Raw genomic sequence first — 19,533 nt, 5'->3', positions numbered from 1 at the left:
CTCACCCACTACTAGACTTGTAACCAACACCCGGCACAACCGCCGGGTGGTGACCCGAGGAGCCATCTTGGCTGCTGAGCTGCACGTCGCGCTGGTCGCGGCCGACCGAGAGGTCTGGTCCGGCGAGGCCACTCTGGTCGTCGCGCGCACCACGTCCGGCGACATCGGCGTCATGCCCGGTCACCAGCCGCTGCTCGGTGTGCTGGAGTCGGGCCCGGTGACGATCCGTACGCGCGAGGGAGGGACCGTCGTCGCCGCGGTGCACGGCGGTTTCGTCTCGTTCGCGGACAACAAGCTGTCGCTGCTGGCCGAGGTCGCCGAGCTGGCGGACGAGATCGACGTCCAGAAGGCGCGGCAGGAACTCGAGCGCGCGAAGGCGGAGGACGACAGCGAGGCCCAGCGCCGCGCGGATGTCCGTCTGCGGGCGGCGACGGCGGGGCGCTGATCGCAGACCCGTGGGATGACGTCACTCAGCCGCGGCCGGCACCGGAGCGATCCGGAGCCGGCCGCGGCTGAGGCAGATCTGGATGATTTTTCCGTTCCGTTATCTAGGAGACGAGGAGGTCGGTGCCGATGGTCCTCGCTCTGACTGTGTGCGGAATCGTCGTGGCCCTCGTGGTGATGGGGCTCTTCGTCTTCGGCCTGCGCCGCCGCCTCATCCAGCGCTCCGGTGGAACCTTCGACTGCAGCCTGCGCTGGGACGCCCCCGAACCGGGCGACAGCGGCGGCAAGGGCTGGGCGTACGGGGTGGCACGGTACAACGGTGACCGGGTCGAGTGGTTCCGGGTGTTCTCCTACGCCCCCCGCCCGCGCCGTGTCCTGGAGCGCTCCGCGATCGAGGTGGCCGGCCGCCGCGTCCCCGAGGGCGAGGAGGAGCTGGCGCTGCTGTCCGACGCGGTGATCCTGGCCTGCCTGCACCGGGGCACGAGGCTGGAGCTCGCCATGAGCGAGGACGCGCTGACCGGCTTCCTCGCCTGGCTCGAGGCGGCCCCGCCCGGCCAGCGGGTGAACGTGGCCTAGGGGAGTGGGGTAGGCTCGGCATCGCATCAGGAGATCGCCGCCGGATGGCGGAGGATCCTGGCGTACACCCCTCCAGGGGGCGGCAAGAGAAAGTAGTACCAGCGTCGGCGTTCCCGCCCAGGGCGCCTTTTCGACGCGAGGGCGAACCAGTTGAGGAATCCTGGTTTCCCGGTGCTGCGCATCTCTTCTCCAGAGTCATCGTCTCCGCTTCGGGAAACCAACCATCCCGAACGGAAACGGCTCATGTCGCAGCTCGAACACAACAAGCAGGTCGTCGTCGACTACTACCGGACGGCCTTCGAGGGCAATCCGCGCAAGGCGGTCGAGGACCACTTCGGCGACCGCTACATCCAGCACAACCCGGACGCGGACGACGGTCCCGAGGCCTTCATCGGCTTCGTCACCTGGCTGCGCGGTCAGTACCCGGACCTGCGGCTGGACATCAAGCGCGTCCTCGCCGAGGGGGACATGGTCGTCACCCACTCCCACCTGGTCCTGAAGCCCGGTGAGCCCGGCCGCGCGCTCGCCGACTTCTTCCGTCTGGAGAACGGCAAGGTCGTGGAGCACTGGGACGTCATCCAGGACGTCCCGGCCTCCTCCGCGAACCCCAACGGGATGTTCTGACCCGGGAGACGGACAACGCGGCCGCCCCCGGACGGCAGGGTCCGGGGGCGGCCGTGTGACGGTGGTGCGTGCGGTTACCGCAGTCCGCTGTCGATGGCGCTCACCAGCTCACCGTTGGTGGTGTCGCCGCTGAACTCCCAGAAGAAGGCGCCGCCCAGGCCCTGGCTCTTGGCCCAGGACATCTTGCCGTTGATGGTCGACGGGGTGTCGTAGGACCACCAGTTGCTGCCGCAGTAGGCGTAGGCGGTGCCGGCGACGGTGCCGGTGGCGGGGCAGGAGTTCTTCAGGACCTTGTAGTCCTCGATGCCCGCCTCATAGGTGCCGGGCGCCGGGCCGGTGGCCGAGCCGCCGGGGGCGGACTGGGTGACGCCGGTCCAGCCGCGGCCGTAGAAGCCGATGCCGAGCAGCAGCTTGCTCGCCGGGACGCCCTTCGCCTTCAGCTTGGCGATGGCGGCGGCCGAGTTGAAGCCCTCCTGCGGGATGCCGTTGTACGACGTCAGCGGCGAGTGGGGCGCCGTGGGGCCGTCCGTGTCGAAGGCACCGAAGTAGTCGTACGTCATCACGTTGTACCAGTCGAGGTACTGCGCGGCGCCGGCGTAGTCGGCGGCGTCGAGCTTGCCGCCGCTGGAGCCGTCGGCGGTGATGGCGGCGGTGACCAGGTAGTCGTCGCCGAACTCGGCGCGCAGCGCCCGCGAGAGGTTCTCGAAGGCCTCAGGACCGCTGTTGTCGCAGGTCAGACCGCAGGCGTTCGGGTACTCCCAGTCGATGTCGATGCCGTCGAAGACATCGGCCCAGCGCGGGTCCTCCACCACGGCCTTGCAGGACTTGGCGAACGCGGCCGGGTTCTGCGCGGCCTGGCCGAAGCCGCCGGAGTAGGTCCAGCCGCCGAAGGAGTACAGGATCTTGATGTGCGGGTACTTCTCCTTGAGCTGGCGCAGCTGGTTGAAGCTGCCGCGCAGCGGCTGGTCCCAGGTGTCGGCCTGGCCGCTGACGGACTTGTCGGCGGTGTAGGCCTGGTCGGTGGCGGCGTAGGAGTCGTCCAGCTTGCACTGGCCGTTGACGACGTTGCCGAACGCGTAGTTGATGTGGGTGATCTTGGCGGCCGAGCCGGAGGTCACCAGGTTCTTCGCGTGGTAGTTGCGCCCGTAGACGCCCCACTCGGTGAAGTAGCCGAGCTTGATCTTGTCGCCGGGCGGCGGCTCCTCGCTCTCGCCGGTGGTGCGGACCTTGACCGCGCCGCTGACCGGGCCGGTCTGGTCGGCGGTGTCCCGGGCCTGGACGGAGTAGGAGTAGTCCGTGCCCTTGGTCAGGCCGGTGTCCGTGTAGGAGGTGCCGGTGACGGTGGCGACCGGGGCGCCGTCGCGCAGCACGTCGTAGTTCTTGATGCCCTTGTCGTCGGTGGCCGCCGACCAGGACAGTTTCACCGAGGTGTCGGTGATGTTCGAGGCGGTGGGGGTGCCGGGCGCGGAGGGGGCCTCGTCGCCGGGGACCGAGGTGCCGTCGCAGCTGCCGCCGTTGAGCTTGCAGTGGGAGGGGGCGCCGGAGCCGCTGCCGTTGAAGCCGAAGCTGACCGACGCCCCGGGGGCGAGGGTGCCGTTCCAGCCCTTGTTCTTGGCGGTCCAGTGGTCACCGGAGTTGGTGACGGTGGCGTCCCAGGCGGAGGTGACCTTGGTGCCGGAGGGGAAGTCCCACTCGACGGTCCAGGAGTCGATGGCCGTGGTGCCGGTGTTCTTCACCGTCCACTTGCCCTCGAAGCCGGAGCCCCAGTCCTGGGTCTTGGCGTAGGTGGCGGTCGCCGAGGTCGCGGCCTGGGCCGGGCCGGCGAGGGCGACGAGTCCGGACAGGGGGAGCAGCAGGGTTGCGAGGCCTGCCGCGGCTCTGTGTCTGAAGCGCATGCTGCGCCTCCTTCGGGGGAGAAAGCCGTTGTGGATGTGACTGAGCCACCACATCCCGCGGTGCCGCGAGAATAGAAAGGTCTGGACCACGGGTCAATAGGTCTGGACCACTCTGGTGGCCGTCACCCCGGCCGTCCCGCTACACGCCCAACTCCTGCGCGAGCACCGCCGCTTGCACCCGGCTGCGCAGCTCCAGCTTCCCCAGCAGACGGCTGACGTGCGTCTTCACCGTCGCCTCGGCCATGTCGAGCCGCTTGGCGATGTCCGCGTTGGACAGCCCCTCACCGAGGCACGACAGCACCTCGCGCTCGCGTCGCGTGAGGGAATCCAGCACCGCCGGATCGCCCGACACCGGGCGCGCGGGCCGCGCGGCGAACTCCGCGATCAGCCGCCGGGTGACGGCCGGGGCGACGATGCCCTCGCCGCCCGCCACCGTGCGCACCGCCGCGACGAGGTCCTTCGCCTCCGTGTTCTTCAGCAGGAACCCGGCGGCCCCGGCCCGCAGCGCCCCGAACACGTACTCGTCGAGGTCGAACGTGGTCAGCACCAGCACGTCGGCGAGCCCCTCCGCGACCACCTGCCGGGTCGCCGACACCCCGTCGAGGCGCGGCATCTGTACGTCCATCAGCACCACGTCGGGGCGCAGTTCGCGGGCGAGGGCCACCGCCTGCTCGCCGTCCGCCGCCTCGCCCACGACCTCGATGCCGGGCGCGCTGCGCAGGATCAGGACCAGTCCCGCACGGACGGCGGACTGGTCCTCGGCGACCAGGACGCGGATCATCAGGTGTCTCCTTGCACGGTGTCGTCGACCGGGAGGGTGGCACGCACCACCCACAGCTTGCCCTCAGGACCGCCCTGCGCACCGCCCTCCGGCCCGGCCTCGAAGGTGCCGTCCAGCAGCACGGCCCGCTCCCGCATACCGGCCAGACCGGCCCCCGACCCCGGCGCGCGCGGGGCGTCCCGGTCGCCGTACGGGCTGGTCACACGGAGGACCAGGGCGTCCTCCGTCCGGCGCAGCCGCACGGTGACCCGTCCCGGCGCGCCGTGCTTCAGCGCGTTCGTCAGCGACTCCTGCACCATCCTGTACGCGGCGAGTCCGACCGGCGCGGGGACGGCGTCGTACTCGGCGTCCAGGGTGACGTCGAGGCCGTTGGCGCGGGCGCCGTCGACGAGGGTGCCGAGGCTGTCGAGGGTGGGGGTCGCGGCGGGCTCCCGGTCCTCGTCCCCGTCGCGCAGGATGCCGATGAGCCGTCGCATTTCGGACAGTCCCTGGACGCTGTTCTCCCGGATCACGGTGAGCGCCTCCCGGGAGGTCCCGGGACTGTCCAGGGAGAGCGCGGCCGTGGAGTGAATGGCGATCGCGGACAGGTGGTTGGCGACCAGGTCGTGCAACTCGCGTGCCATCCGGGCCCGTTCCGCGGTCACCGCCTGGGCGCGGTCCATCTCCGCCAGCAGCGCGGTCTGTTCGGCCCGCAGCCGGGCCGCGTCGGCGGCGTCGCGGTGGTTGCGCACGATGAGGCCTGTGGACGCGGGCCCGAACGCCACGGCCCCGACGACGACACCGATCAGCAGTGCCTCCGGCACCCGCCACACGGCGTAGGGCACCAGCGTCGCCGCGATCGTGAGCAGGCCGGTGATCCGGGGCAGGAGACGGGCGGTGGCGGGCGTGCCGTACACGACGGCGGCGTACATCAGGTCGGTGTACATCAGGATGGTGGCGACGCTGCCCTGGGTCATGGTGTCCCCGGCCAGCGCCAGGGTGCCGGTCAGCAGCGCGGTGCGCGGGGCGGTGCGGCGCAGCAGCTCGCCGGCGCTGATCACCGCCAGCGGCACGAGGAGCGGCCAGCGGCCGCCGAAGAGCACGACCGGATCGTGGCCCGGCCGCACACTCAGCCCGAAGCCCCACAGCAGCAGCCCGCCGGCGAGTCCGGCGAGCGCGAGCCACACGTCGAAGCGGGGCGGACGGGGCAGTCGTACGGCCATGCCACCATCCAACACGGTGCGCGCACCCGGCGCCTGATCCGCGGGAACGGTCCTGGACTGCATCTTTCGATGTACCGCGAGTTCATCGCCCGCGACGACGCGCAGGGCCGGCCCGGACGGGAGCCTGAAGGGGTGACCGAGAGGAGCCAACCGTGATCGTCGCCCTGATCGCCGCCTGCGAGATCGGTTTCTGGGTGCTGCTGGCGGCCGGACTGGCCTGCCGGTACCTGCTGAAGATGCCGCGCACCGGTCTCGCGCTGCTGCTGTGCGAGCCGCTGCTGGAGGTCGTGCTGCTTCTCGCCACCGCGCTGGACCTGAAGAACGGCGCGGAACCGAACTGGACGCACGGACTGGCCGCGCTCTACATCGGCTACACCGTCGGCCACGGCCACCGCACGGTGCGGTGGCTCGACGGCCACGCCGCCCACCGGCTGGGCGGCGCGCCCAGGCCGCCCGGCCCGCCCCGCTACGGCACGGCCCGGGCCCGGTACGAGACCAGGCTCTGGCTGGGCACGCTGACCGGCGCCGCCGTGGCGACCGTGCTGCTCCAGCTCGCCATCTGGTACGTCGGCGACCCGGGCCGCAGCACCTCCCTGGAGGCGTGGCGGTTCACGGCCTGGCGGGTCGCCGGCATCCACGGCCTGGTGGCCCTGGCCTACTGGATCTGGCCCAAGCGGGCCCCGGCCGGCGAGCTGAGGGACGGGGCCGCGGGGGAGAAGGAGAGCGTCCGGCGCTGAGCCGGGGAGGGCCGGCTCAGCGCTCCCCGCCCGGCACCCACAGCACGTCGCCGGTCTCCTTGTTCGCGATGCGCGCCAGGATGAACAGGAGGTCGGAGAGGCGGTTGAGGTAGGTGGCGGTGAGGGGGTTCATGGTCTCCCCGTGCGCCTCCATGGCGGCCCAGGTGGAGCGCTCCGCGCGGCGGACGACCGTGCAGGCCTGGTGCAGCAGGGCGGCGCCGGGGGTGCCGCCGGGCAGGATGAAGGAGCGGAGCTTGTCCAGCTCCTCGTTGAAGCGGTCGCAGTCCGCCTCCAGCCGGTCGATGTAGAACTGCTCGACCCGCAGCGGCGGGTACTCGGGGTTCTCCACCACGGGCGTCGACAGGTCCGCGCCCACGTCGAACAGGTCGTTCTGGACGCGGGTGAGGACCTTGACGACCTCCTCGGGCAGGCCGCCCAGCGCGATCGCGGTACCGATCACCGCGTTCGCCTCGTTGGCGTCGGCGTAGGCGGAGATCCGCAGGTCGGTCTTGGCGACCCGGGACATGTCACCGAGATGGGTGGTGCCCTTGTCGCCGGTCCTCGTGTAGATACGCGTCAGGTTGACCATGGGATCAGCCTAGTCGCGCCGTCCGCTACGCCGGGGGAGTGGTCCGCGGGGCCCGGAGCGGCACGGGTGACCCCCGCTTGGCCCGCGTTGTCGCAACCCCGGTGTCCCGCAAGGCGGGTGGCGTCGGGGACGTGACGGGAGTCTCACTGGGTGAGACGTGAAACGCGTTACTAAGTCAGTCACAGAGCCGCTGGTGCCCGCTAGTGTCCGCCCGTAGAGAACAACGACAGCGCGTATCAGGGGAGTCGCACAGTGGCACGCAAGCTCGCCGTCATCGGGGCCGGTCTCATGGGGTCCGGAATCGCCCAGGTCTCCGCACAGGCGGGCTGGGACGTCGTCCTGCGCGATGTCACCGACGAGGCGCTGACGCGCGGCACCGACGGCATCAAGGCGTCGTACGACAAGTTCGTGGGCAAGGGGAAGCTGGAGGCGAAGGACGCCGAGGCCGCCCTCGCCCGGATCACCCCGACCACCGACCTGGACGCCTGCGCGGACGCGGACGTCGTCGTCGAGGCGGTGTTCGAGAAGCTCGAGGTCAAGCACGAGATCTTCCGGGCCCTCGACAAGATCGTGCGCGAGGACACCGTGCTCGCCTCCAACACCTCCGCCATCCCGATCACCAAGATCGCGGCCGCGACGGAGCACCCGGAGCGCGTCGTCGGCACCCACTTCTTCTCGCCGGTGCCGATGATGCAGCTGTGCGAGCTGGTCCGCGGCTACAAGACGAGCGACGAAACCCTCGCCCGGGCGCGGGAGTTCGCCGAGTCCGTCGGCAAGACCTGCATCGTCGTCAACCGGGACGTCGCCGGCTTCGTCACCACCCGCCTCATCTGCGCCCTCGTCGTCGAGGCCGCCAAGCTCCACGAGTCGGGCGTCGCGAGCGCCGAGGACATCGACCTGGCCTGCAAGCTGGGCTTCGGCCACGCCATGGGACCGCTGGCCACGGCCGACCTCACGGGCGTCGACATCCTGCTGCACGCCTCGGACAACATCTACACCGAGTCCCAGGACGAGAAGTTCGCCGCCCCCGAGCTGATGCGCCGGATGGTTGACGCCGGTGACATCGGGCGCAAGAGCGGGCAGGGCTTCTACGAGCACTGACACCGCGCACGCGCCCCGGGCGTGCATCACACGCCGGGGTGAATTCGGTATCGGTTCGCTTACAGGCAGCAACCTCCGCGGGCGCCACGCAGTCAGAGGTTGCATCACCGGCCTGACGGAAAGCACGGAAAACGCGGAGCACGAGACGCATCACGGGGAGCACATATGCACATCAGGGGCGACCACGCCGAGCTGGTCGTCGGGGGCCGCCTCGACGTCCGCAGCGCGGCGGACGCCCGAACGGTCCTGCATTCGGCCGTCGACGACGGTGTCGGCGACCTCGTGCTGGACCTGTCCGAACTGGACTCCTGGGACGCCACCGGGCTCGGTGTGATCATGGGAGCCCACCGACGGGCCGGCCGGTGCGGGCGGCGCCTGGTGCTGCGCGACGTGCCGCCGCAGATGCAGCGTCTGCTGGTGGCCACCCGGCTGCACCGGATCCTGGCGATCGAAGGGGGCATCGGGATGGACACGCTGCCCCGCGTATGAGGCCGTACGGGTGGGTGGCGGACGATCGGCGGAGGCCCGGCCGGCCCCTGCGAACCGTGCGACGCGTGCACAATCCTCACGAGACCGTGACCTCTCGGACGGCACGGTACCCCGGGCTGTCGTAGATACTGAGCGAGGGTTTATGGTGCGGCTGCCCGCTGCCTTGCAATCCTCGAGCGGGCCCGGACCAGAAGCGACAGCGAGGTGTGCAGCGAGGCCGGGGAGGGCTTCCGTCACACGACGCTTTTGGGGGGCTAGGACCTATGGACCCGAACCACACGGGACCCGAGGAGTACGGCCACGGCCACGAGGGTGACACCGGTGCGCCGCGCCAGCGTCCTCCCAGGGAATCCCTTACTTCCGACTTCGGACAGCACGCACCCGCGCTCGCCCGCACGGTGCGGCTCGTCTCCGGCGACTTCCTGCTGACCGTCAACCCCGTCGACGGCAGCGAGATCGAGCCCTGCCCGCCTGCCGAAGAGCCGGCCCGCCCGGTGAAGCTGACCGAGGCCGGGCGCGCCGAGGCGGAGCGCGCCGCGCTGCCGCCCGTCCCGCCGGGCCCCGCGCAGCCCGTGCTGCCGCTGCTCGCCCGTCAGGAGGAGCGCGAGAAGCTCGTCCGGCTGCTCGCCCGCGGCCGCTCGGTACGCCTCACCGGTCCCGCCGGCTCCGGCCGCACCCGGCTCCTCGACGTCGTCGCCGAGGACTGCGCCGACCTCGCCCCCGACGGCGTCGTCCGGCTCAACGGCGTGAACCGCGGCGCCGACGACCTGCTGTACGAACTCTTCCACCGTGTGCACGACGCGCCGCTGCACCGCCCGCGGCGGGACGAGGTCGTCGCCCGCGTGCGCGAGATCGGGGCCGTCGTCGTCCTGGACGACCTGGAGTTCGGCGCCGCCGCCCTCGACGGACTGCTGGAGGCCACCCCGGAGTGCGCGTTCCTGTTCGCCGCCACCCCGGACGTGCCCGAGCCCTCCGCGGAGGCCGGCGTCGAGGAGGTCACCCTCTCCGGTCTCGACCGCTCCGACGGGCTCGACCTGCTCGAGCACGCGGTGGGCCGCGGCCTCACCGAGGACGAGGCGAACTGGGCCGGCGACCTCTGGTTCGAGTCCGAGGGCCTGCCGCTGCGCTTCGTCCAGGCCGGCGCCCTGCTCCGGCAGCGCGACCGGCTGCGGGCCGGCGCGAGCGCCGTCGACGAGTTCGGCGTCTTCGAGGACGTTCGGGCCGACGAGGTCCCCCTCGACCCCGTCGACGGCGACGAGGTGCCCCTGCCCTCGCTCGGCGAGGCCGCCGCGCCCGCCCCGCTGCTCGCCTCCCGGCTCAGCACCTCCGCCCGCGCCACCCTGCGGTTCGCCGTCGCGCTCGGCGGCGAGGTGCCGCACCAGGCGCATCTGCCCGCCCTGGTGGGCGACACCCACGCCGACGCCGCCCTCGGCGAACTGGCCGCCTGCGGGCTGGTCTCCCCGGCCGGCTCCCGCTACCGGCTCGCCGCCGGGGTGCCGGCCCAGCTGGAGGCCGCCGGATACGCCGCCGAGGCCGAGGAGCAGGCACGCGCCGCCGCCCAGCACTACGCCTGGTGGACCGGCCACCCCTCGGTCACCCCCGAACGCGTGTGCGCCGAGGCCGACGCGGTGCTGGCGGCGCTCGCCGTGCTCTCACCGCTCACCTCGGCCACCGGCGAGGGCGAGCCCAGCACGGCCGTGCAGCTCGCCCGCACCGCCGCCCCGGCGTTCGCCTCGGGGATGCACTGGAGCGCCTGGGAGAAGGCGCTGCGGGCCGGTGCGGAGGCCGCCCGGCTCGCCGGGGACGTGGGCGAACAGGCCTACTTCCACCACGAGCTCGGCATCCACGCGCTGTGCGCCGGACAGCTCGACCGGGCGCGCGCCGAGCTGGAGGCGTCCATCGGGCTGCGCGGCGCCCTCGCCGACAAGCGCGGCACCGTGGCGGGGCGCAGGGCGCTGGCCCTGGTCGCCGACCGCTCCGGTGTCCCGCTCGCCCTCATGCCGGCCGCGGGGGAGGAGGTGCCCGAGGTCCACGGCGAGGAGCCGCTCTCGCCGCCGCGCGGGGTACCCACGGCGTTCCCGGCGCTCCAGCCGCCCGCCGACACCCCCCACGTCATCAGCCGCACGGTGCCGTCGCCGCTGTCGTCGTCGTCGTCGCCCTCCGAGCCGCCGGCCAAGGCGGGCGGGGGCCTGAAGGGCCTGGCCAAGCGCAATCTGGTGGCGGCCGGCGCGGGCGCGCTGCTCGTCGCCGTCCTGGGCACCGTGGTCACCCTGGGCGCCACGTCGGAGAACGACGCCGGCACGCCGTCGGAGAACGTCGGCGTCAACCCGTCCGCAAGCCAGGGCCTCGACGACGGCAGCCTCGGCGCCGACCCGGCGGCCGGGGGCGACGGGGACACCGGTGAGGCCACCACCCGGCCGACCGACCCCGGCCCCGACGGCACGCTGGGCACCACGGACGACCCGACGCCCACGGCCGAGGAGTCGGGCGAGGCGTCGGGCAAACCCAGCGGCACGAAGAAGCCCGGCGATCCGTCGAAGTCGCCGTCGAAGTCGCCGTCCAAGTCACCTTCGAAGTCCCCGACCAAGTCCCCGACCGACACGGGGGAACCGGGCGACACGGGAGAGCCGACGGGCCCGGACGAGACCTCGAGCTCGCCGGATCCGACCGGCTCGCCGGATCCGACGGATGGGGAGACCACCGAAGGGCCGTCCACCACGGCCAGCGGCACCGACCCCTCCACCCCCGTGGCCACCGACGCCTCCGCCGATGCCCCGCAGAGCGGCGGCGCGGGTACGCCCAGCGGCTCGCCGTCGGTGATCTGACCGGCCGCCGTCACGCGAGAGGGCCGGATTCTCCGAAGGAATCCGGCCCTTTGGCATGTGCCGGTGGCGTACCGCTCAGAACAGGCGCAGTTTGTCGTCCTCGATGCCCCGCATCGCGTCGTAGTCGAGCACCTGGCAGCCGATGCCCCGGTCGGTCGCGAGCACCCGGGCCTGCGGCTTGATCTCCTGGGCGGCGAAGACGCCGCGCACGGGGGCGAGATGGGGATCCCGGTTCAGCAGCTCCAGGTAGCGCGTGAGCTGTTCCACGCCGTCGATCTCGCCGCGCCGCTTGATCTCCACCGCGACGGTCTGCCCCTCGGCGTCCCGGCACAGGATGTCGACCGGTCCGATCGCGGTCATGTACTCGCGGCGGATGAGGGTGTAGCCCTCGCCCAGGATCTCGATGCGGTCGGCGAGCAGCTCCTGGAGGTGTGCTTCCACGCCGTCCTTGATCAGGCCGGGATCGACGCCCAGCTCGTGCGAGGAGTCGTGGAGGATCTCCTCCATCGTGATGATGAGCTTCTCGCCCGCTTTGTTGACGACGGTCCACACGCCCTCGTCCTCGCCGGTGCCCTCCTTCAGCGTGCAGGGCGGCGACATCCAGTTCAGGGGCTTGTAGGCCCGGTCGTCGGCATGGATCGAGACGCTGCCGTCCGCCTTGACCAGGATCAGACGGGGTGCCAACGGCAGGTGCGCGGTGAGCCGCCCGGCGTAGTCCACGGAGCAGCGGGCAATGACGAGACGCATGGTCGGCAACGCTACTCGACCGACTGGGGCCGAGGCGATTCGCCCCTTGGTGCCGCCCTCACAGCCGCCTCCCGCGCCCCGTGCGGCACGTCCTGAATCTCCTGGAAAACGCGTGTTCGGCGATGGCCGATTACCTGCCCACAGGAAGTTCCGCATCCGGGCATTCGCCTGGTGCCGTCACGGTCCGTTGCTTACGGTATTGAACGGGAGGTCGCGAACTGTGTACGCAGCGTGCTCGATTTCGCGCGCTCCCCTATCTGTCAGGCAACCCCTGCTCGTTGGGGGTGCGAGAGGAGAACCCATGTCGCTCGACGTCTCACCGGCCCTACTCGAACAGGCCGAGCGAGGCGAGGTCGACGAAGCTGACTTCGTCGACTGCGTCCGGACCTCCCTGCCCTACGCGTGGGAGATGATCAGCTCCCTGGTGGCCCAGCTGAAGGTGGACGGCGGCGAGTTCGCCGACAACCAGACGCCTCCGCCGGACGAGCAGGCGCGCGGTCAGCTGCTGCGTGCGCTCGCGAGTGACGCGATACGCGGCGCGCTGCAACGGCACTTCGGTGTACGGCTGGCCTTCCAGAACTGCCACCGGGTGGCCGTGTTCCCGCTTGACTCCTCGGTCGACGAGACGCTGGCCCGCTTCACCTCGGTGCGCAACCAGCTGCTGAACCAGTCGCCGGAACTGCGCGACTGCTGACGCGCCATCATGTGCTTGCCGCTCCGTACGCGGGAGGTGCGGTTCTGTACCGGGGCGGCAAGCTCCCTGGATCCCGCTCGGGCCCCTTCGCTCAGGTGAGCTGGGGAAGTACCTCGGCCCCGAGCCGCCGTACGTTCTCCTCCGTCGCCGCCAGATCGCCGGAACCCTCGACGAGCAGGGCGAAGCGGGAGATGCCGGTGCGCTCGCTGGTCGCGGCGAGCCGGTCGGCGCACAGCCGGGGCGTGCCCACCGGGTGCAGCCCGCAGAGCAGTTCGGTGTACGCCAGCGGGTCGCGCATCTGCCGCTGTCGCCCGTCGACGGTGACATGGGCCTCCAGACCCTGCCGCAGCCAGCCGGGCATCGCCTTCAGCAGGGTCTCCGCCGCGTCCGTGCGCCGGTCCGCGATCTGGCACACGCCGGCCGAGACATGGTCCGCGCGGTGGATCTCCCGGGCCGGCCGTCCGCACGCGCGCGCGTGCCGCCGCCACAGGGAGACCATCTCGGCCTTCTCCTCGTCCCCGACGTGCATGCCGAGCAGCATCGGCAGCCCGCGCTCGGCGGCCAGCCGCACGCTCGCCGGGGAGGTGCAGGCGACGACCACCTCCGGGCCCCCGGTCTCGGTCAGGGCCTCCGACGGGCGCGGGACGACGGGCACCTCACGGAAGCGGTAGCGCTCGCCGTCCGCGCCGACGGACGGTTCGCGCAGCCAGCGCACCAGCAGATCGAGTGATTCCGGGAACTCCTTCTCGTACGCCTCGAGGCCGGCGCCGAACACCTCCAGGTCGACCCACGGCCCGCCGCGGCCGACGCCCAGGGAGAACCGGCCGCCGCTGGCGATGTGCAGCAGCGCGGCCTGTTCGCCGAGCGCCACGGGATGGACGGTGGGCAGCACACTGACCGCCGTACCGACGCGCAGCCTCCGGGTGCGGCCGAGCAGGAGCGCGGCCAGGGTGACGGCGGACGGGCACGTGCCGTAGGGCACGAAGTGGTGTTCGGCCAGCCAGACCGAGTCGAGTCCCGCCTCCTCGGCGGCTTCGGCCGAGCGGACCGCGCGGTGCAGTGCCTCTCCCTCGCCCTGCCCGGGGAACCGGGCGGCCAACACGAAACTTCCAACGCGCATTGCTTTTTCCTGCTTCCTTGGCTCCGACGCGGAGCTCCCCCACAGGGCATAACCGCCCGACACGTGCCGAGGACACGGCCGCGCGAGCGATTTTGCGGATTGTCTGCAGAATGGGCCGTTGTCGCGGGGGCTCCGCCTCGCCATGGAGGGGACTTGTGGCGATTGGTGCCGTACGCGTACCCCGGCCCGTGCCGCGTAGGCTGGTGTGCGGCCCCAGCATCCTGTATAGCCCCGTGAGGTGTCCTGTGTCCCCGCGTCGCAACCGACCCAAGGGAGCCGGTTCGTCCGGCCGGAGCGCCGAGGACGACCGTGCCGGGCGCTACGGCGGCTGGCAGTCCACGGAGAGCTGGCAGGGCGAGGAGTGGAGCGTGCGCCACGTGGCGGGCGCCAGCGCGCGGGGCAAGGCCTACCGCTGCCCCGGCTGCGACCAGCTGATCCCGGACGGAGTGCCCCACGTGGTGGCCTGGCCGGAGCACTCGGGCGTCGACGAGCGCCGGCACTGGCACAAGGCGTGCTGGAACGCGAAGGACCGCCGCACCACGCGGGTGCAGCGGTCCCGTAACGCGCCGAGGTTCTGAGCCGGCCTACGCCTCCCGCCTCACACGTCCCGCTTCTCCAGCAGCGCGAAGGCGCCGGCGAGCGCGACGCCCGTGAGGACCAGCATGATCCACAGCGGGTCCCAGCCGGACGGCCCGGTGTCGGAGAGGGAATTGGCGTAGAAGATGCTGATCTGGTTCGGGATGGAGTACTCGAACAGCGCCTGCTGCACGTCCTGGAGCGAGGACGAGAACATGAACAGCGCGATCACCAGCGGGGCGAGCACGGCGCCGATCATGATGGTGATGGCGCCCGCCGAGTGCCGGACGATGGAACCGATCGCCAGCGACAGCGTGCCGAGCAGCGCCAGGTAGAGCGAGACGCCGACGGTGCCCTTCAGCCACTCCTCGCCGGTGGGCTCCTTGGCGTTGTAGCCCTCCAGCATCGCCACGTGCAGCAGGCCGATGAGCCCGGCGCACGCCAGTGTCACCACGAAGGCCAGCAGGAAGAAGACCAGGGCCTTCGCCGCGAGCACGCGTCCGCGCGAGGGACAGGCGACCATCGTGGTGCGGATCATGCCCGTGCCGTACTCCGAGGCGGTGGTCAGCACGCCCAGCGTGATGAGGCACATGGTGCCGAGGAGCAGTCCGAAGAAGCCCAGGAACAGCGGGCTCTCGTCGCCCAGGTCCGGGTCGGAGTTCACGATCACGAGCCCGGTCAGCAGACCGATGCCGACCACCAGCAGCATGAAGACGCCCAGCGTCCACATCGTGGAGCGCACGGACTTGATCTTCGTCCACTCGGAGGTGAGCGCGTGCCCGAGGTGCGTGCGCACCACCGGGATCGGCGAGGTGTAGCCGGGGTACGGGGAGTCGGGTGCCGCCTGCCATTCGGGTGCGGCGCTCTGCGGCATCGGGGGCGGGGGCGTGCTCATCGGGCGTCCTCGGGCTTGGTCGGGTCGGCGGCGGGGGCGGACGGGGGCGCGGCGGCGGGCGGAGCGGGATGCGCCGGGGCCTGGGCGGCCTGCGGAGCGGTCTGCGCGTACGGGCTGGGGGAGGGGGCACCCGGGGCCGCGCCCGGGGCTCCCGGAGCGCCGTAGGGGCCCGAGGGGGCCTGCGCGGGCACGCCCTGCGGCGCCGGAGCCGCGAAGGGCTGCGCGCCGTGCTGTGGCGGCGGGGGCGCGTACCAGCCGGGCTGGCCCTGCCCCGGGACCGGCATCGGCGGCTGCGCGCCCGGCGGCAGCGGCTGCTGGAGCCCCGCCTTCTGGTCGGTGGTCGACCGGTAGTCCACGGCGCCCTGCGTCATCCGCATGTACGCCTCCTCCAGCGAGGCCTGGTGCGGCGACAGCTCCCACAGCCGTACGTCGCTGCCGTGGGCGATGTCGCTGATGCGCGGCAGCGGCAGTCCCGTCACCCGCAGCGCGCCGTCCTGCTCCGGCAGCACATGGCCGCCGGCCTCGGTGAGCGCGGCGGACAGCTTCTCGCGCTGCTGCGGCTCGGAGTCCGGGGTGCGCACCCGCGCGAAGTCGGCGGAGTTGGCGGAGATGAAGTCGGTCACGCTCATGTCGGCGAGCAGCTGGCCGCGGCCGATCACGATGAGGTGGTCGGCGGTCAGCGCCATCTCGCTCATCAGATGGGAGGAGACGAAGACGGTGCGGCCCTCCGAGGCCAGTGCCTTCATCAGGTTGCGCACCCAGAGGATGCCCTCGGGGTCGAGACCGTTGACGGGCTCGTCGAAGAGCAGCACCTGGGGGTCGCCGAGCAGCGCGGCGGCGATGCCCAGCCGCTGGCCCATGCCCAGGGAGAAGCCCTTCGACCGCCTGCGCGCCACGTCGTGCAGGCCCACGACGCCCAGGACCTCGTCCACGCGGCGGGCCGGGATGCCCGACAGCTGGGCCAGGCTCAGCAGGTGGTTGCGGGCCGACCGCCCGCCGTGCACCGCCTTGGCGTCCAGCAGCGCGCCGACCTGACGGGGTGCGTTGGGCAGCTTGCGGTACGGATAGCCGCCGATCGTGACCCGGCCCGCGGTGGGGTTGTCCAGACCGAGGATCATCCGCATCGTCGTCGACTTGCCGGAGCCGTTGGGGCCCAGGAATCCGGTGACGGCGCCGGGTCGCACCTGGAAGGAAAGGTTGTACACAGCGGTCTTGTCGCCGTACCGCTTGGTCAGGCCGACTGCCTCGATCATGCTCCGCACCCATCGAAAGGTTCAGGACAGCAGGGCACACGCCCCCGTAAGGGTTAGGAGGATATCGGGGCGCTGACGGTTCCGGCCAAGCCCGGGTAAAAACCGGCCCGGGCGTCCTTCACTGCGCGTCGCGCCTCTTCAGCAGCACGTAACCGCCGATCACCGCGGCGGCCACCCACAGCGCCATGATGCCCAGCCCGCCCCAGGGGCCGTACGGGGTGTCGTCGTCCAGCGGCGGGACCACCTGCATGATCTTGCTGCCGGCCTGGTCGGGCAGGAACCGGCCGACCTTCTTCGTGGCGTCCACGTTGCCGAGGACGTTCGAGATCAGGAAGAAGAACGGCATCAGGATGCCCAGCGACAGCATGGGGGAGCGCAGCATCGCGGCGACGCCCATGGAGAACAGCGCGATCAGCGTCATGTAGAGACCGCCGCCGAAGACCGCCCGCAGCACCCCGTCGTCGTCGATGGACGCCTTGTGCTCGCCGAGCATGGCCTGGCCCAGGAAGAAGGTGGCGAAGCTGGTGGCCATGGAGACGACCAGGGCCAGCACGGTGGCGACCGCGAGCTTGCTGAACAGGAAGGTGCCGCGCTGCGGCACGGCCGCCAGCGAGACGCGGATCATGCCGGTGCTGTACTCGTTCGACACCACCAGCACCCCGAACACGATCATCGCCAGCTGACCGAGACTCATCCCGGCGAAGCTGATGAACGTCGGGTCGAAGTCCGCCCGGTCCCGGGCGCTGAGGGAGTCGAACTCGCTCCGCGACAGGGCCGAGATCAGCATGCCGAGCGCGATGGTGACGACCACCGCGAGCGACAGCGTCCACACGGTGGACGCCACCGACCGGATCTTGGTCCACTCCGACCGTACGACCTGTGTCGCCGCCATGCCGCTCAGCCCTTCTTCCAGCTCGCGCCCCACTGCTGCGCCCCGGACGCGGGTGCGCCGGGGGCGGCGTGCGCGTGGTACTCCACCGACTCCGCGGTCAGCTGCATGAACGCCTCCTCCAGGGAGGCCTGCTGCGGGCTCAGCTCGTGCAGCGTCAGCCCGTCCCGGGCCGCCAGCTCCCCGATGTCCTCCGCCGCGGCCCCGTCCACCTCCAGCGCCCCGTCACCGCTCTCCACGGCGCTCATCCCGCTCCGGTGCAGGGCGTCCAGCAGCTGTTCCCGCTGCGGGCTGCGCACCCGCACGTAGGAGCGCGAGTTCCGCTTGATGAAGTCGGCCATGGAGGTGTCGGCGAGCAGCCGGCCCTGCCCGATGACCACCAGGTGGTCGGCGGTCAGCGCCATCTCGCTCATCAGATGGGAGGAGACGAAGACCGTGCGGCCCTGGGCGGCGAGCGATTTCATCAGCGTGCGGATCCAGTGGATGCCCTCGGGGTCGAGGCCGTTGACCGGCTCGTCGAACATCAGGATGCGCGGGTCGCCGAGCAGCGCGGCGGCGATGCCCAGCCGCTGTCCCATGCCGAGCGAGAACCCCCTGGCCTTCTTCCGCGCGACCGCGGTCAGCCCCACCGCGTCCAGCACCTCGTCCACCCGGCGCGCGGGGAGTCCGTTGCTCTGGGCGAGGCACAGCAGGTGGTTGTAGGCGCTGCGCCCGGGGTGCGCGCCCTTCGCCTCCAGCAGCGCCCCGATGCAGGTGAGCGGGTCCTTGAGCCGGTGGTAGTGCGTGCCCTCGATCCGCACGTCCCCGGCGGTCGGGTGATCCAGGCCCAGGATCATCCGCATGGTGGTCGACTTGCCGGCGCCGTTGGGGCCGAGGAAGCCGGTGACGATGCCCGGCCGGACGGTGAAGGTCAGGTTGTTCACCGCCACCTTCTCGCCGTACCGCTTGGTCAGCCCCTCGAGCTCGATCATGCGGCCACGCTAAAACGGGACAAAGCCCCCTGCCACCTCAGTGGCAGAGGGCTTCGCCGGGATCCGGTCGCCGTTACCGGGACTGCTGAGCCGGAACCCCGCGGGAGATCGGCTCGTCCTCGGTGGCCGGCGCGCCGGTCGCGGCCACCGCCGCACCGGTGAGCGTCGCCAGCATCTCGCGGACGTTGGTCAGCTGGGCGTTGATGGAGTCGCGGCGGTTGGTCAGCGCCGCGAGCTCGCGCTCGGACTCCGAACGGATGCGGTCCGCCTTGGCGTTGGCGTCGGCCACGATGTCCTCGGCCTGGCGCTGGGCGGTCTCCACCGTCTGGCGGGCCCGGCGCTCGGCGTCGGTGCGCAGCTTCTCTGCCTCCAGACGCAGCTGCTCCGCGCGGTGCTCGATCTCCGCGAGGCGCTTCTCGGCCTTGGCCTGACGCGAGGCCAGGTCCCGCTCGGACTGCTCGCGGCGCTTGGCGAGGTTCGTCTCGAAGTCGGCGGCGGCCTGGGCGGCCTTGGCGCGGGTCTCCTCGAAGAGGGCGTCCGCCTCCTCCCGCTTGGACTGCGCGTCCTTCTGCGCCTCGGAACGCAGCTGGGACGCCTCGCCCTTGGCCTTCTCGACGATCCGGACGCCCTCGTCCTCCGCCTTGGCCTTGCGCTCGGCGGCGTACGACTCGGCGTCGTTGCGCACCTGCTGGGCGGCGGACTCGGCGAGCTCGCGGTGCTGCTCCGCGGCGCGCCGTGCCTCCTCGCGCAGGTCCTTGGCCTCCTCCTCGGCGAGACGGAGGATCTTCTCCACGCGCGCGCCGAGACCCGCGTACGACGGCTCTGCGTCGTTGACCTGGGCCTGGGCGTTCTGCGTCTCGAGGTGGAGCTCTTCGATGCGCTTTTCCAGAGCGGTGATGCGGGCGAGAGCGCTGTCACGGTCGGAGACGAGCTTGGAGATACGTTCGTCCACCTGAGCGCGGTCGTATCCACGCCGCACAAGCTCGAAGCCGTAGGGGGAAGTGTCGCTCATGGGGTTCCTGTCGAATGAGACCGGTGAGGTGATAGGGGGAATCCTAGGGGCCGAAGCGCTGTGTCATCGAGCGGATGCACGTTTGATACGGAGAATGACACCCCTTTTGAGTG

At 71.5% G+C, this 19,533-nt stretch carries 20 protein-coding genes; 9 read left to right on the top strand and 11 right to left on the bottom strand.

Annotated features, from left to right (window positions below; translation table 11 throughout):
* Positions 1-67: 67 nt before the first annotated feature.
* The 3 genes from AC5L3C_RS11315 (at position 68) to AC5L3C_RS11305 (ending at position 1,644) form a co-directional block, all read left to right on the top strand.
* Positions 68-445 carry a F0F1 ATP synthase subunit epsilon gene (locus tag AC5L3C_RS11315; RefSeq protein ID WP_493648852.1) on the top strand — a complete coding sequence of 126 codons (378 nt, stop codon included), beginning with the start codon at positions 68-70 and terminating at the stop codon, positions 443-445.
* 128 nt (positions 446-573) lie between these two features.
* Positions 574-1,020, top strand: coding sequence for a DUF2550 domain-containing protein (locus AC5L3C_RS11310; protein WP_125504190.1), 447 nt, complete (start codon positions 574-576; stop codon positions 1,018-1,020).
* 243 nt (positions 1,021-1,263) lie between these two features.
* A complete protein-coding gene (locus AC5L3C_RS11305) occupies positions 1,264-1,644 on the top strand; it encodes a nuclear transport factor 2 family protein (RefSeq protein ID WP_493648850.1) in 381 nt (126 codons plus the stop codon).
* A gap of 74 nt (positions 1,645-1,718) precedes the next feature.
* On the opposite strand, the gene AC5L3C_RS11300 is transcribed toward AC5L3C_RS11305, so the two are convergent.
* The 3 genes from AC5L3C_RS11300 to AC5L3C_RS11290 form a co-directional block, all read right to left on the bottom strand.
* Positions 1,719-3,539, bottom strand: a complete 1,821-nt coding sequence (locus AC5L3C_RS11300) for a glycosyl hydrolase family 18 protein (RefSeq protein WP_493648848.1) — start codon at positions 3,537-3,539, stop codon at positions 1,719-1,721.
* Between the two features lie 139 nt (positions 3,540-3,678).
* The gene (locus AC5L3C_RS11295; RefSeq protein ID WP_493648846.1) at positions 3,679-4,320 is read right to left on the bottom strand and encodes a response regulator; all 642 of its coding nucleotides are present in this window, start codon (positions 4,318-4,320) and stop codon (positions 3,679-3,681) included.
* A complete protein-coding gene (locus tag AC5L3C_RS11290; protein WP_493648844.1) occupies positions 4,320-5,522 on the bottom strand; it encodes a sensor histidine kinase in 1,203 nt (400 codons plus the stop codon). Before AC5L3C_RS11290 ends, AC5L3C_RS11295 begins: the two co-directional genes overlap by 1 nt.
* A gap of 152 nt (positions 5,523-5,674) precedes the next feature.
* Between AC5L3C_RS11290 and AC5L3C_RS11285 the strand changes: the two genes are divergently transcribed.
* On the top strand, positions 5,675-6,259 hold the full coding sequence (locus tag AC5L3C_RS11285) for a hypothetical protein (protein ID WP_493648843.1): 585 nt from the start codon (positions 5,675-5,677) through the stop codon (positions 6,257-6,259).
* Positions 6,260-6,275: 16 nt separating this feature from the next.
* On the opposite strand, the gene AC5L3C_RS11280 is transcribed toward AC5L3C_RS11285, so the two are convergent.
* On the bottom strand, positions 6,276-6,848 hold the full coding sequence (locus AC5L3C_RS11280) for a cob(I)yrinic acid a,c-diamide adenosyltransferase (RefSeq protein ID WP_493648841.1): 573 nt from the start codon (positions 6,846-6,848) through the stop codon (positions 6,276-6,278).
* Positions 6,849-7,100: 252 nt separating this feature from the next.
* On the opposite strand from AC5L3C_RS11280, the gene AC5L3C_RS11275 reads away from it, so the two are divergent.
* From AC5L3C_RS11275 to AC5L3C_RS11265, 3 genes are all read left to right on the top strand, one after another.
* Positions 7,101-7,949: a 3-hydroxyacyl-CoA dehydrogenase family protein gene (locus AC5L3C_RS11275; RefSeq protein WP_493648840.1), complete on the top strand. Its 849-nt coding sequence runs from the start codon at positions 7,101-7,103 to the stop codon at positions 7,947-7,949.
* Between the two features lie 165 nt (positions 7,950-8,114).
* A complete protein-coding gene (locus AC5L3C_RS11270) occupies positions 8,115-8,438 on the top strand; it encodes an STAS domain-containing protein (RefSeq protein WP_125504182.1) in 324 nt (107 codons plus the stop codon).
* A 263-nt stretch (positions 8,439-8,701) separates the two neighbouring features.
* Complete coding sequence (locus AC5L3C_RS11265; RefSeq protein ID WP_493648838.1) at positions 8,702-11,263, top strand: ATP-binding protein; 2,562 nt, start codon at positions 8,702-8,704, stop codon at positions 11,261-11,263.
* Between the two features lie 75 nt (positions 11,264-11,338).
* Here the strand turns inward: AC5L3C_RS11265 and nucS are convergent, their stop codons facing one another.
* Positions 11,339-12,010 (bottom strand): endonuclease NucS, encoded by a 672-nt coding sequence (gene nucS / locus AC5L3C_RS11260; RefSeq protein WP_493648836.1) that lies wholly within the window; start codon positions 12,008-12,010, stop codon positions 11,339-11,341.
* A gap of 301 nt (positions 12,011-12,311) precedes the next feature.
* On the opposite strand from nucS, the gene AC5L3C_RS11255 reads away from it, so the two are divergent.
* Complete coding sequence (locus AC5L3C_RS11255; RefSeq protein ID WP_125504179.1) at positions 12,312-12,704, top strand: SCO5389 family protein; 393 nt, start codon at positions 12,312-12,314, stop codon at positions 12,702-12,704.
* A gap of 91 nt (positions 12,705-12,795) precedes the next feature.
* Here AC5L3C_RS11255 and AC5L3C_RS11250 read toward each other — a convergent pair whose 3' ends face one another.
* A complete protein-coding gene (locus tag AC5L3C_RS11250; protein ID WP_493648835.1) occupies positions 12,796-13,824 on the bottom strand; it encodes an LLM class flavin-dependent oxidoreductase in 1,029 nt (342 codons plus the stop codon).
* Positions 13,825-14,069: 245 nt separating this feature from the next.
* Here AC5L3C_RS11250 and AC5L3C_RS11245 point away from each other — a divergent pair, with 245 nt between their 5' ends.
* Positions 14,070-14,402: an Rv1322 family protein gene (locus AC5L3C_RS11245; protein ID WP_125504177.1), complete on the top strand. Its 333-nt coding sequence runs from the start codon at positions 14,070-14,072 to the stop codon at positions 14,400-14,402.
* A gap of 20 nt (positions 14,403-14,422) precedes the next feature.
* On the opposite strand, the gene AC5L3C_RS11240 is transcribed toward AC5L3C_RS11245, so the two are convergent.
* The 5 genes from AC5L3C_RS11240 to AC5L3C_RS11220 form a co-directional block, all read right to left on the bottom strand.
* On the bottom strand, positions 14,423-15,295 hold the full coding sequence (locus AC5L3C_RS11240; protein WP_493648833.1) for an ABC transporter permease: 873 nt from the start codon (positions 15,293-15,295) through the stop codon (positions 14,423-14,425).
* Positions 15,292-16,548 (bottom strand): ABC transporter ATP-binding protein, encoded by a 1,257-nt coding sequence (locus AC5L3C_RS11235; protein WP_493648832.1) that lies wholly within the window; start codon positions 16,546-16,548, stop codon positions 15,292-15,294. Before AC5L3C_RS11235 ends, AC5L3C_RS11240 begins: the two co-directional genes overlap by 4 nt.
* Positions 16,549-16,666: 118 nt before the next feature.
* Complete coding sequence (locus tag AC5L3C_RS11230; protein WP_493648830.1) at positions 16,667-17,440, bottom strand: ABC transporter permease; 774 nt, start codon at positions 17,438-17,440, stop codon at positions 16,667-16,669.
* Positions 17,441-17,445: 5 nt separating this feature from the next.
* The gene (locus AC5L3C_RS11225; protein ID WP_493648828.1) at positions 17,446-18,408 is read right to left on the bottom strand and encodes an ABC transporter ATP-binding protein; all 963 of its coding nucleotides are present in this window, start codon (positions 18,406-18,408) and stop codon (positions 17,446-17,448) included.
* A gap of 73 nt (positions 18,409-18,481) precedes the next feature.
* A complete protein-coding gene (locus AC5L3C_RS11220) occupies positions 18,482-19,420 on the bottom strand; it encodes a coiled-coil domain-containing protein (protein ID WP_125504172.1) in 939 nt (312 codons plus the stop codon).
* Between the last annotated feature and the right edge of the window lie 113 nt (positions 19,421-19,533).

The organism is Streptomyces speibonae (assembly GCF_984686075.1).
Note: the sequence above shows the minus strand (reverse complement) of the source record. Positions and strands in the feature narration are given on the sequence as shown.